Genomic DNA, 12,621 nt, shown 5'->3' on the forward strand with positions numbered 1-12,621 from the left:
CCTTGCGGCGTTGGCCCGATTGTCCAGGCGGTGCATCACGGGGCCGGCCACCGTCGGCGACCCAGAGGTCAGCGCGACGCGCGTGGCGGACGCACATGTCAACCCACCGATCGGGCGATTGAGCCGTCCGGTCACCCTGGCGGCCCTGACCGAGGCGGCATCACGGCTAGACCGTATCGGGGACCCGGACAGTCCCCGGCGGGTGGCGCTCATCCCACCCGTGCCGTCCGCCCTGACACGCTCACCGATCAGGAGCCGACGGATGAGAACGTACTCCCGGTTGGCGTCCGCGACGCTGACCACCCTGACCCTGCTGGCGGCGGCGCTGCCGGCCCACGCCGCAGCACCCGGGTCGGCGGCGACCACCCGCCCGGCCGCCTTCGCGGCGGCCGACCCGGAGGCCGCGGACCGGCTGGTCGCCAGCCGCCCGCACGACTTCGGCGGCCTCTACCTGGACACCGCGGCCGACGCCCTGGTGATCCAGGTGGTCGACGGTCCCCGCGCGGCGAGCGCACGGCGGGCCGTCGCCGCTCTGCCCCGGGCGACGGTCGAGGCGCGCGGCCTGACGGTGTCGACGACGACGCGGATCGACACGGTGGCCCGCAGCCGGGCCCAGTTGGACGGGATCAAGGCCCGCGTCACCGCCGACCGGAGCTGGGCCACCCGGGCGGGGGCGGTCGTGTCGGAGTGGTACGTCGACGTGTTCCGCAACCGGGTCTCCGTCAGTGTGGACAGCCTGACCGACGAGGTACGCCGGGCCACCGCCGACCGGTTCGGCACCGCCGTCGCGCTGACCGCCGCGCCGCTCGCGGTGCCCACGTCGAAGCAGGTCGACTCCAGTCCGTGGTCGGCCGGGGCGGCGATCCGGGTCAACGGTCACGACTGCTCCAGCGGCTTCACCCTGGTGGAGACGGCCACCGGCAACAGGTCCCAGCTCACCGCCGGGCACTGCGGTGAGGTCGGGCAGGTGGTGACGCAGAACGGCGTCTTCGCCGGCACCATCACGCACAAGGAGTACGGCAACCACGACGTGGCCCGCTACTCCGGGTCGACGTACGCCAGCCGACTCTACCCCGCCCTGCTGAGCACCCAGGCGGTCCACGGGGTCGACAGCTTCATCCTGCTCGGCTCGTTCGGCACCTGCTTCGGCGGGGCGTCGATGGGCGACATGAACTGCGAGGGCCAGATCACCGCGCTCTCGGCGTGCGCCTCCTTCTCCGTCGGCTGGTTCGCGGGCCAGACCTGTGACCTGGTCAAGGCGACCCGGACGACCGTCGGCTACCTGGCCCAGGACGGCGACAGCGGCGGCCCGGTGTTCCGCCGGGCCGCGCCGATCGGCACCGTCGCGTACCGGTACTGGGCGATCGGCATGATCATCGGCCGGCCGGGCAACGACCACAGGTCGGCGTACTTCCACCCGCTGACCTCGATTGTTCCCGCCGGCCACCAGGTCGCCATCGGCTGACGGCCCCACCGGCTCGCCCGGTCACCTGCCCGCGCCGGACGGCCCGGCCGGCTGCCTGACATGGCCGCCGGCCGGGCTCGACCGTCGTGCGCCAGCCACCGGTCGACACGGCGACGCGCCGGCTCTGCGTAGCCGCCTCGGCGCCCTGCGACCAACGCCTGCCGCCCGTGGCACGACGGTCGGCACGTGTCCGGGGGCCACGCGAGGCCCGCCCGGGATGATCAGATCCCGGCCGCCGCGTCGTAGCGGCGGCGCAGATCGGCCATCTCCGTGTCGCCCAACGACTCCGCCTGCGCCACCTCCGCGTACCGGGCCGGGAACATCTCCCGCAGCCGGTCGATGAACCGGACGTCCTCGGTCGCCTCCACCACCTGGATACCGGCAGGCTCGGTGGACAAGTCCATGATCAGTGGACCGGCCAGCTTGACCGCCACGTCCCAGGGGCGCTTCTGCTCGGCGACCCCGCAGAGGTGGAAGCCGTAGACCGTCCGCACGTCGGCGAGCGCCGTGGCCTCGGCCGGCTCGTGGCCGTATACGCGGACCCCGCAGACCACCGCCGGCTTCGCGTCCTCCCCCGTGGCCGCCTGCGGGACGCCGTGTCCTGCGTGGTTGTGGTGCTCCGGGTCCGCCTGCTCGAGCGTGGTCCGCATCCGGCTCACGATCTGACTGCGCAGATCCGCCGGCTCCGGCTCCGCGCCGGCCGAGTTGACCAGCACGACCAGGCCGGCTGACGCCAGCAGGACCACGGCCACCCCCGTGAAGCGGTGCCGGTACCACCCCGGAAAGCCCTTCCGAGAAAACATGATTGTTACTCACCTCGTCGCCGGTTCTGGTGCGGTGACACCCGTCGTCGTCAAGGTGACCCGGCGATGCGGCAGGTACGCGACCGCCAAAGCGACGCGCTGCCGGCACTGCGATGCTCCCGTGCCGCCGTTCCCAGCGCGTTTGCCCCCGCGCTGCGGCGATACGAGCCATTCCACCATGCCCGGACACGCCTCGGCAACATCGACGCGCCTCGACGCGATGCCCGACCGGCAGACGAGGTCCTGCTCCCGGCAGCGCTCGACGAGTTCCTGCCGGCCTGCCGCGATCTCCGGCGATGGCCACCGGTGTGGCAGGTGGCTGCCGGGGACCTCAAGGGTGGTTGGCGTCCGGGAGCAGGGAGCCGCGCGCCAGGCCGTCGGCGGTGAGTTGGATCAACTCCTCCCCCAGCACCGCCACCTGCCGGACGGCCGACTCGAAGGCGTCGAGCCGGCGGAACGCCTCGCCCTGTGCCCGCTGCTCCTCCAGCGGCACCCGCCGCACCTGGGCCCGCCGGATGTCCAGGCGCAGCGTTCCGGAGAGGCTCGACGCCTGTTTCTCGTTCGCCGAGGTGCGGAGTTGCCCGGCGAGGAACCACGGGTCGAGGGCGGCCGGGTTGGGTCGGAGCAGGTAGAGGTCGCGCCCGAGCAGCGCCCGGGCACGGGCGACGACCCGGGCGGTGAGCGGTCGGGCGACCATCGGCACCACCACGTCGCCGGGGGCGAGGGCGATCTCCCGGCCGAGCCGGCCCGCGTCCCGCGCGGAGGCGTCGGTCCCGGCGAGCACGTCACTCACGGTCAGGACGAGTGGGCCGACGCCGGCCGGTTCACCGTCGTCGGCGGCGGTCGCCCGGATCGGGCCGATGATCTCCAGCGCCCCGGTGCGGGCCAGCTCGGCGACGGAGATCGTCAGCCCCGCCTCGTGGGCCGGCGCGGATTCGGCCGGTGGGATCAGGGCGGGCAACTCTCGGACCAGGGCGGCCAGTCGGTCGCGGGTGCGTACCAGGTGTTCTCCGGTGCTGGCCGTGACGACGGCCTGCCGGCGGGCGGGGGTGAGGTCGGTCTCCTCGTCGAGCAGCTCGATCACCGGCACCGCCCGCGCGAACCCGGCCTGCGCCACGTCGGCCTCCGGGTCGACGGCGAAGGTCCGCCACACCGCCAGCACCCGGGGGGCCAGCTCGGTCAGCTCGCCGGCGCCGGCGTCGACCAGTAGCGTCCGCGCCGGTGCGGGCGCGTCCGGCGCGGGCCGCCGCAGCACCCACAGGTGCAGTGGTACGCCGTGCGGCGCGGCCGCCCCCGCCGGGAGCGCCACGACGGCGCGCAGCGCGCCCCGGCGCAGCAGTTCGGCGCGGATGCGCCGGCCGGCCCGTCGACTCGCCGCCGCCGGGGGCATGAGCAGCACCGCGTACCCGCCGGGTCGCAGGTGGGTGAGAGCGTGCTGGACCCAGGCCAGCTCGGGTTCGGTACGCGGTGGAGTCCCGTACTCCCAGCGCGGGTCGTACCCGAGTTCGTCGTGCCCCCAGGTGCTGACGCCGAAGGGCGGGTGGCAGACGACGGCGTCGACGGTGCGCCCGACGTAGGCGTCGGCGCGCAGCGAGTCGCCGGTGCGTACCTCGCCGGCCACGCCGTGCAGGGCGAGCCAGAGGCCGGCGAGCCGGGCGGCGTCGGCGTCGATCTCCTGGCCGTGGGCGGCGGTGCAGCCGGCGCGGGCGGCGGCGCGCAGGGTGGCACCGGTGCCGGCGGCCGGGTCGAGGACGGTGCCGCCGCCGGCGTCGACGAGGGCGACCATCAGGTCGGCGAGGCCGTCGGGGGTGACGGTGGTACGGCCGCCGGGGCCGGGTGCGGCGAACCGTTGCCACAGCTCGTCGAAGGCGACCTGCGGGCCGAGTTCGTCGGCGAGGGCGTCGACGCTGGCGACGTGCTCCCCGAGCCGGGCGTCGGTCGGGGGCGCGCTCTCCCCCCGGTGCCGGGCCAGCAGTCGGGCGCCGGCGGCGGCGAGGACGGCGGGGGCGGCGTCGGGGGTACGCGCGAGGTGGTGCCAGAGCCGGTCCACGGTGGACAGTTCGGGGAGTTTGCCCTGCCTATGGAGCCACTGCTCGACCTGGCGCAGGTCGAACTCGGCGCTGGTCGCGGTGCCGCCGACCGGGGCGGGGAAGTCGGCGTGGCGTTTGCGCCAGTTGCTGACGGCGGCGCGGCCGACCCCGGCGAGCCGGGCGATCTCCGCCGCCGTGATGGTCGGGTTCTCCTGCACCTCCGCAGTGTGCCACACCCGTCAACGATCATGCCTGTTGACGGAGTTCACGAACGGCTCATCCGATCAGCTGCCGCACCAGCTCGACGGCCCCGGCCAGGAGTGCGCCACTGACGAACGCGACGACGGCGCACCCGCTCTTGGCGTGCGTGGTCGTGGCGAGGATCGGCGCCGACCGACCGACGGCGGGCCGGGTGGCCGCCGGCTCGTCGGCGGCGACCGGAACCTCGACCGGGGCCTCGATCGGAGCCCGGGTCCGGGACTCGATCCGCACCTCGGTCGGGGCGGCGGGGGTCCCGCCGAACCGGTCGCGGTACTCCGCCGGGGTCAGCTCCCGGGGCCGCCAGTACTCGTGCCAACGGGGACCGTACGCGGCGGCGTCGTCGGCCTCCTCCGGCGCGGCGGACGGGTTCCCGGACGCGGCGTCCACCTCGTCCGCCAGCAGCCTGCGGGCCTGGGCCACGGCGAGGACCGGCACGCCGAGGTCGGTCGCCCGGGCGATCCGGGGGTCCGCGGCGGCGGTGTCGTCGACGATCACCAGCCGGACGGTCCGGGTGAGCTTCACCGCCACGGTGGCCCCGTGCTCGACGGCGACGTCGACGGCCTCGGTCACCTCGGGCGAGTCGCCGACAGGTAGCACCCGCCAGCCCCGCAGCGGGGCCTCGCGCCGGGCCCGGTTGGCCGCCGCCTCCAGGTCCCTGATCAGGTACGTCGTCCCGAGTTCCTTCGCCGCCCGCTGGAGCTCGCGCAGCTCGGTGGCGGTCACGACGCCGTCCGCCTCGGCGTGGGCCCGGCTCACCACGAGGAACTCCTCGTGCACCTGCCAGGCCGTCGACTGGGTCAGCCCGGCCCGGCCGGCGAGCGCGGCCAGGTCGGCGGCCTCCCCGCCGACGATCCGGCCGTCGGTGAGCGCGCGGGCGAGCAGCGCCCGGTAGTCGCGCAGCCCGTCCGGTCGCGGGCGGGGCGGATCCACCGTGTACGGCAGCCGGGCGGTCAGGGTGGCGAGCCAGCCCTCGCTGCCCTTGCGCAGCCCGACGACGCGGGGGGTGACCGACGTGCCGCGCGGTTGCGCCGGCAGCGGCACCGGTGCCAGCCCCCGCCACGACAGCGGCTCGGGGGCCGCGCCGACCAGGGTGGCGAGCGTGCCGGCCATGGCGCGGGCGAGGCCGAGCGCGGAGGGCAGCCCGCTGGGCCACTCTCCGGTGAGCAGGTTGGCCACCTCCGTCAGCGCGTACTCCTCCCGGTCGAGGTGCACGCGGCAGGTGACGAGGGCGCAGAGCCCGGGAACGGGCGGCAGCCTGAGGTCCAGGCGGTCGAGTTCGGCGCCGAGGAACCGGTCGACGAACTCCAGGCTGTGGCCCACCACGATCGCGTCGCTCAGCCGGGCCAGCAGGTCGTCGGCGATCTCCGCGAAGGTCGGCGCGGGGGCGAGGTCCATCTCGGACTCGGCGTCCGCGATCGACGCGCCGGGATCGACCAGGGTCGCGTACTCGTCCAGGACGACGCCGTCGCCCCGCATCCGGACCACGGCCACCTCGCAGATCCGGGCGCCCTGCTCCGGGTCCGGGCCGGTTGTCGCCACGTCGACGAGGGCGAAGGTGACGGTTCGCAGGTCTGCTCCGGGCTGCCGGGTGAGGTGCCCGGCGACGAAGATCGGCACCCCCGCAGTGTGCCATGGCCGTCAAACGGCATACATGTTGACACCGTTCACGGACGCTGCTGTCGGTGGTGCGACCGGTCACCGCGAGGGGGCTGGGTCCAGGGCCCGTCCGGCCACCGACGCCGGCACCCGACAGGGGGAACTGTCCCGGTTCACCGAGACGGCGACGCGGGACACGCGCCCTAGCTGGCGGGCGGCTGCACCCCGTCGCCGAAGATCAGGATCCCGACGGCGCAGAGGGAGAAGACGATGCCCACCGCGCCGAGGATGATCCCGGTGAGCGCCAGCCCGTGGTTGCGGGCGCTCTTGAGACCGGGTCGGCCGAGCAGGATCGCGGCCACGCCGAACAGCGCGCCGACACCGCCGCAGATCGAGGTGACCAGGGCTACCCCGCCGAGGGAGACCGAGGCGAGGGTCATCGTCCGGATGCGCTTCTCGGGATCGACGCCGACGGTCGGGGTCACGGGGGCCATCTGGGCCTGCTGCGGGTGCCAGTGGAACTGGCGGGGCAGATCGGCCACCTGGCTGGTCAGGTCACCGACGACCGTCGCGGTGTGGACCAGCGACATCCGGCGTTCGTAGTCGGCCAGGTCGATGTAGCCCTGTTCGAGTGCCTGCGACAGCAGGTCCAGGACCTGGGTCCGTTGTACCGTGCCCACCCGCTCGTTCAGATCCATCGATGAAACCCGTTCCTCCGTCGCTGCTGGTCGCCCCGGTGACACCGATGATCACCGGGGCCCCAGCCTAGACAGCGGGAACAATCGACCGGGAACCCCCTCGGGCGGCCTACCCGGGGCAGCAGACGGTGAGGCCCCCCGGCGCCACCTTCACCTTGAGCCGGCTCGTCTTCCCCCGGGCGCCGCCGTCCAGCTCGTACGTCTTCGGCGCGTCGAACCGTACCTTGATCTTGCGGCCACGGGTGATCCGGACGAAGGGTGACTCCTCGGACCGGCCGGCGGCCATCCGGCCCAGGGTGCGGGCCCAGTCCACCGCGCCGCTGGCGGTGGCCACCCCCACCTCCAGGGCGCCGTCGTCGGGGCGGGCGTCGTCGAAGGCGGGGATGCCGCCGGTGATCGTGCCGACGTTGCCGAAGAGCACGCAGCTCGCCTCCCCGTCGAACCAGTCGCTGCCGTCCACCCGGACCCGGGTGCGCACGCACTCGCCGCGCACGTGCCGCAGCCCGGTCAGCACGTAGGCCAGCCGGCCGAGTTTGCCCTTGAGCTTGCGGTCGGCGTCCCGGATCAGGTCGGCGTCGAAGCCGGCCCCGGCCATCACCGCGAAGTGTTCCCCGTTCAGGATGCCCAGGTCGACGGTGCGACGGTGGCCGTGCAGGCCGATCCGGACCGCCTCGGGCAGGTCGGTGGGGATGCCCATGTTGGTGGCGAAGAGGTTGGCGGTGCCGGCGGGCAGGACGGCCATCGGCACGCCGGAGCCGGCGAGGGCGTCGGCGCTGCGCTGCACCGTGCCGTCGCCGCCCCAGACGAACACCAGGTCGGCCCCCTTGTCGAGGGCCTTGCGGACCGCCTTGGGCGCCTTGCGGCTCTTCGGGACCTCGTACCAGAGCAGGTCCCGCACACCCGCGCCGACCAGTGTCGCGCGGAGTTCGTCGAGGCCACCGCCGAAGGTCTTCTTGCGGTGCGCGACGACGGCGACGGTCCCGACGGCCGGGGCGGCGTCCACCGGCCCGGCGGGGCGATCTTCCCGCGTGCTCGTGCTCATGGTGACCGCTGGTACCCCGCCGGCCGGCTCGCCACGCCTGCCGGTGAGCCGGGCGACGCCCGGCCGGGAGGAGAATCCGGCCGGGCGTCGTGGACCCCACGGACCCCGTGGTCGGTGACGGTCAGCGGCTGAGCCGCTGACCCGGGAGGATTCAGAGGCTGAGCCGCTGGCTCGGGAAGATCAGGCCCGGGTCGTCGCCGACGACCCGCTCGTTGCGCTCGTACAGGGCCTGCCATCCGCCGCGGACGTTCTTCGCCTGGGCGATCGTCGACAGCGTGTCGCCGGGCCGGACCACGTACGTGCCCCGGTCGCTGCCCCGGGTGGCCGGCTGGGCGGCACGCTGGCGGTTCTCGGCCCGCTCCGCCGTCCCGGTCGACCGCGACTGCGACCCGGACGACTTCGAGGTGGTCGACTTCGACCCGCTCGACGTCGACGCCGAGGCGGAGCCCTTCGCCGCGCCGCCCCTCTTGCCGCAGGTCGGCCAGGCGCCGATGCCCTGGCCCTTGAGGACCCGCTCGGCCACCGCGATCTGCTCGCCCCGACTGGCCAGGTCGGCCCGCTTGGCGTACCTGAGGCCGCCGTACCCCTCCCAGGTGCTCTGCTTGAACTGGAGCCCGCCGTAGTAGCCGTTGCCGGTGTTGATGCTCCAGTTCCCGCTGGACTCGCACTGCGCGATCGCGTCCCAGTTGACGCTGTCGGCCTGCGCGGGGGCGGCCGTGCCGAGCACGGCTGCGGCCCCGGTCATCGCGCCGACGGCGAGGGCGCCGACCGTCCTGCGGCGGTTGCTGGTACGGCGGTGCCGGGCGTTGTACTGAGTTGGCATTGGTTCCTCCACGCCGACGAGGTGAGCTGTCGGGTTCGGGCCGAGGAGCCCGGCCGCCGCTGGGCGGCTTCACCCCGAGGTGACCTGCACCGTGAAACGTCGGGTCCCCCGCTCCATGCCCTGGACGACTGGTGCCGCGCGGACCGGTGGCATGGATTGGGCGTACCGGGCGCGGTGTCCGCAAACGCGAACTCGTACGACGGTAGGGCGGTCTGCCCCGATCGCCCACCGTCGGTGAGGTTCTTCACCGGGCCACGCGGGGCCGCCTCCGGTCGGGTTGCGGCACCGTCCACGGCGTGCATCATGGAGCGCCGGCCCCGGGGTGCACGTCGATGTCCGACGGCCCCGCCGGACCGCCGGGTCGCAGGTCGGAGGGCAGGGCCACGTGGCGATTGTCACGTGCTGGTGGCCGGTGGTGCGGGTTCAACCCGGTGTTGACTGGTGAGGGTTAAGGGGACATCGCGTACGAGGGGGACCGCTCATGTCCGATTCCGTCCGACCTGACCGTCGGGACAACGTGCCGGAGGGCGTGACCGACCCGATGCTGTGGCGCCTCGCTGTCCGGGTCGCCGAGCAGCACCGGGGCGGCGAGCACAGGGAGTGCCGCAACCTCCAGTGCCTCGACCGGCCGCAGCCCTGCGCACCCTGGGCCTGGTCACAGCAGGCCCTGCGCCTGGCACAGCCGCCACAGCAGCAGCCGACCTGGCAGCAGCCGGCCTGGCAGCAGCCGGCCTGGCAGCAGCCGTCGGAGCAGTCCGCTCCCGTCGGGCACCCGCACCACCGGCACGACTCGCCCGCCGCCGCAGCCTGATCCGCCTCGGTCAGCACACCGCGCCGGTCACCACGACAAAATCCGGCCAGCGGGTGACCGGGGCCGACGAGGCCACCGCCGGCGGGCTCCGCGACCACGTCCACGGCGTCGCAGCCGACGACGAGCGGCGCGGGGTGGGCCCGGTGGGGCGCCACCCCGCGCCGAAGCGGTCAGCGAGCAGCCGACGCGGTCAGAGGGTACGGGCCAGCCGGTCGGCCAGGATCCGGGTGAACCGGGCCGGGTCGGTCAACTCCCCGCCCTCGGCGAGCAGTGCCATGCCGTACAGCAGCTCGGCGGTCTCGGTCAGCGCGGCGGTGTCGTCGCCACCCTGCTCGTGCGCCGTCCGCAGGCCGGTGACCAGCGGGTGGGTCGGGTTGAGTTCCAGGATCCGCTTGACCGGCGGGACCTCCTGCCCCATCGCCCGGTACATCTTCTCCAGCGTGGGCGTCATGTCGTACGCGTCGCCGACGACGCAGGCCGGCGAGGTGGTCAGCCGCGACGACAGCCGGACCTCCTTGACGCTCTCCTGGAGCTGCCCGGTCATCCAGGTCAGCAGCGCCGCGAACTCCTTGCCGCGCTGCTCCCGCTCGGCCTCGGCGCTCTTCTTCTCCTCCTCGGTGTCCAGGTCGACCTGGCCCTTGGCGATGGAGCGCAGCGGCTTGCCGTCGAACTGGCCGACCTGCTCGACCCAGACCTCGTCGACCGGGTCGGTGAGGATCAGCACCTCGTACCCCTTGGCCCGGAACGCCTCCATGTGTGGCGAGTTCTCGATCATGGTGCGGGACTCGCCGGTGGCGTAGTAGACCTCGCTCTGGCCGTCCTTCATCCGCTCGACGTAGCCGGCGAGGGTGGTCGGCTCGGCCGGGTCGTGGGTGGAGGCGAGCGAGACGATCTCGAAGAGGGTGTCCCGGTTGTCCGGGTCCTCGATCAGCCCCTCCTTGAGCGCCCGACCGAACTCGGTCCAGAGGGTGCGGTACTTCTCCTCCTGGTTGGCCTTGAGGTCCCGGATCGTGGTGAGCACCTTGCGGACCAGCCGGCGGCGCACCACCTGGATCTGCCGGTCCTGCTGGAGGATCTCCCGGGAGATGTTCAGCGACAGGTCGTGGGCGTCCACCACACCCTTGACGAAGCGCAGGTAGTTCGGGATCAGCGCCTCGCAGTCGTCCATGATGAAGACGCGCTTGACGTAGAGCTGGACGCCGCGCCGCCCCTCCCGCATGAACAGGTCGAACGGGGCGTGCGAGGGGACGAAGAGCAGGGCCTCGTACTCGAAGGTCCCCTCGCCCCGCATGTGGATGGTCTCCAGCGGGTCGGCCCAGTCGTGGCTGACGTGCCGGTAGAAGTCCCGGTAGTCCTCCTCGGCGACCTCGTCGCGCGGACGCGCCCAGAGCGCCTTCATCGAGTTGAGGGTCTGCACCTCGCTGGTGGTCGCGCCCTCCTCGCCGGCCCGCTCCACGGTCATCCGGATCGGCCACGAGATGAAGTCGGAGTACCGCTTGACGATCTCCCGGATCTTCGCCTCGGCGGTGTAGTCGAAGAGGTTGTCCTCGCTGTCCTCGGGCTTGAGGTGCACGGTGACCGAGGTGCCCTGCGGGGCGTTGGCCACCGTCTCGATCTCGTACGTGCCGGCGCCGGTGGACTCCCAGCGGGTACCCTCGCTATCGCCGGCCCGCCGGGTGACCAGGGTGACCTTCTCGGCGACCATGAAGGTGGCGTAGAACCCGACGCCGAACTGACCGATCAGCTCCTGGTTGGCCGCGGCGTCGCGGGACTCGCGCAGCTTCTGCAGCAGCTCGGCGGTGCCGGAGCGGGCGATCGTGCCGATCAGCGCGACGACGTCGTCGCGGGACATCCCGATGCCGTTGTCCCGGACGGTGAGCGTCCGGGCCTCGCGGTCGGCGTCGATCTCGATGTGCAGGTCGTCGGTGTCGGCCTGCAGATCCTTGTCGATCATCGACTCCAGGCGCAGCTTGTCCAGCGCGTCGGAGGCGTTCGAGATGAGTTCGCGCAGGAAGACGTCCTTGTTCGAGTAGATCGAATGGACCATCAACTGCAACAGCTGACGGGTCTCGGCCTGGAACTCCAACGTCTCGGTCCGGTTGCTCACGTCATCCCTCCTGCGGTCCTGCCACGGTTCCGCGGAGAAGGATACGGCGCGTCGACGACCGGTCGCTGTCCGGTCAGGCCCCGCAGCCGACACACCCGCACCGGCCGCGTCGACGCCCCGGTCGCCCCGGAGCGGAGACGCCGATCGAGGTGCCGCCGGGCCCGGGAGGGCTCCGGGTGTGAGAGGGGTTCCCTTCTCTACCGCAGGCGTTAAGAAGGGGCCCTTCCTTCCCCACGGGCGGGGGGACGCCGTGGCCGGCGTCCCCCCCGTTCGGGTCCGGTGCTCAGGCGGCGGGCAGCCCGCCGACCTGGGTGTTGATCCAGGAGCGGATCGACGGCAGGTCGCCGTAGATGGACGGGGCGGTGGCGCAGGTCGAGTTGTTGTTGCCGGCGCGGCTGGTGGCGCCGATCAGGTTCCACACCCCGTTGACCCGGCGCACCTGCGGCCCGCCGGAGTCGCCGTAGCAGGCGCCGGAGTTGCCGTTGGTGTTGTTGGTGCAGATCTCGTACGGGCCGTTGATGCCGAGGCACCGGGTGTCCGCGACGATCGAGGTGTCCAGCTCGTTGGCGACGAGCGGGGCCGAACCGCAGCCGCGCGGGGCGCAGGTCTGGCCCCACCCGATGATCCGGGTGGCGGTGCCGACCGCGCCCGAGGTGGTCGGGATCGGGGCCGGGGCGTAGCTGACCGAGCTGCCGAGCTGCAGCAGCTTGACGTCGATGGTCGGGTGGTTCACCGCCCGGATCACGCTGACCACGGTCCCCCCGCTGGAGCGGTTGTTGCTGCCCACCCGGACCGAGGCCGGGGTGCCGCAGTGCTTGGCGGTGACCGCCCAGTTGGCCTTGATCAGCGAGCCGGTGCAGCCGGAGACGTACACCATGAAGGGGTAGTTCTCGCTTGCCGGACGGCCGCCGACCACCATCGGCGTGGCGACGTCACCGGGGTCCGAGTTGCTCCAGGTGAAGCCCTGGGGGGCGATCTCGGCCAG

10 protein-coding genes and 1 riboswitch are annotated in these 12,621 nt (G+C 73.2%); of the genes, 2 read left to right on the forward strand and 8 right to left on the reverse strand.

Going from position 1 to position 12,621, the window contains the following annotated elements; genetic code table 11:
- Positions 1 to 262 precede the first annotated feature (262 nt).
- Positions 263 to 1,465 (forward strand): hypothetical protein, encoded by a 1,203-nt coding sequence (locus tag ACQUFX_RS09580; RefSeq protein ID WP_428965647.1) that lies wholly within the window; start codon positions 263 to 265, stop codon positions 1,463 to 1,465.
- A 221-nt stretch (positions 1,466 to 1,686) separates the two neighbouring features.
- On the opposite strand, the gene ACQUFX_RS09585 is transcribed toward ACQUFX_RS09580, so the two are convergent.
- From ACQUFX_RS09585 to ACQUFX_RS09610, 6 genes are all read right to left on the reverse strand, one after another.
- A complete protein-coding gene (locus ACQUFX_RS09585; protein WP_428965648.1) occupies positions 1,687 to 2,268 on the reverse strand; it encodes a hypothetical protein in 582 nt (193 codons plus the stop codon).
- Positions 2,269 to 2,599: 331 nt separating this feature from the next.
- Complete coding sequence (locus tag ACQUFX_RS09590; RefSeq protein ID WP_428965649.1) at positions 2,600 to 4,534, reverse strand: N-6 DNA methylase; 1,935 nt, start codon at positions 4,532 to 4,534, stop codon at positions 2,600 to 2,602.
- Between the two features lie 40 nt (positions 4,535 to 4,574).
- Positions 4,575 to 6,176: a 3'-5' exonuclease gene (locus ACQUFX_RS09595; RefSeq protein ID WP_428965650.1), complete on the reverse strand. Its 1,602-nt coding sequence runs from the start codon at positions 6,174 to 6,176 to the stop codon at positions 4,575 to 4,577.
- 182 nt (positions 6,177 to 6,358) lie between these two features.
- Positions 6,359 to 6,853, reverse strand: a complete 495-nt coding sequence (locus ACQUFX_RS09600) for a DUF1707 and DUF4190 domain-containing protein (RefSeq protein ID WP_428965651.1) — start codon at positions 6,851 to 6,853, stop codon at positions 6,359 to 6,361.
- 109 nt (positions 6,854 to 6,962) lie between these two features.
- The gene (locus ACQUFX_RS09605; protein ID WP_428965652.1) at positions 6,963 to 7,895 is read right to left on the reverse strand and encodes a diacylglycerol/lipid kinase family protein; all 933 of its coding nucleotides are present in this window, start codon (positions 7,893 to 7,895) and stop codon (positions 6,963 to 6,965) included.
- Positions 7,896 to 8,046: 151 nt separating this feature from the next.
- On the reverse strand, positions 8,047 to 8,718 hold the full coding sequence (locus tag ACQUFX_RS09610; RefSeq protein ID WP_428965653.1) for a LysM peptidoglycan-binding domain-containing protein: 672 nt from the start codon (positions 8,716 to 8,718) through the stop codon (positions 8,047 to 8,049).
- Positions 8,715 to 8,855: riboswitch (cyclic di-AMP (ydaO/yuaA leader) on the reverse strand. It overlaps the preceding gene by 4 nt.
- Before the next feature lie 344 nt (positions 8,856 to 9,199).
- Between ACQUFX_RS09610 and ACQUFX_RS09615 the strand changes: the two genes are divergently transcribed.
- Entirely contained in the window at positions 9,200 to 9,529 is a 330-nt protein-coding gene (locus tag ACQUFX_RS09615) for a hypothetical protein (protein ID WP_428965654.1), read from the forward strand.
- A 190-nt stretch (positions 9,530 to 9,719) separates the two neighbouring features.
- Here ACQUFX_RS09615 and htpG read toward each other — a convergent pair whose 3' ends face one another.
- Together htpG and ACQUFX_RS09625 are read right to left on the reverse strand one after the other, a co-directional pair.
- Positions 9,720 to 11,636 (reverse strand): molecular chaperone HtpG, encoded by a 1,917-nt coding sequence (gene htpG / locus ACQUFX_RS09620; RefSeq protein ID WP_428965655.1) that lies wholly within the window; start codon positions 11,634 to 11,636, stop codon positions 9,720 to 9,722.
- 283 nt (positions 11,637 to 11,919) lie between these two features.
- Positions 11,920 to 12,621 (reverse strand): S1 family peptidase, encoded by a 702-nt coding sequence (locus tag ACQUFX_RS09625; RefSeq protein ID WP_428966917.1) that lies wholly within the window; start codon positions 12,619 to 12,621, stop codon positions 11,920 to 11,922.

This window comes from Micromonospora fluostatini, assembly GCF_050410825.1.
Lineage (GTDB): Bacteria > Actinomycetota > Actinomycetes > Mycobacteriales > Micromonosporaceae > Micromonospora > Micromonospora rosaria.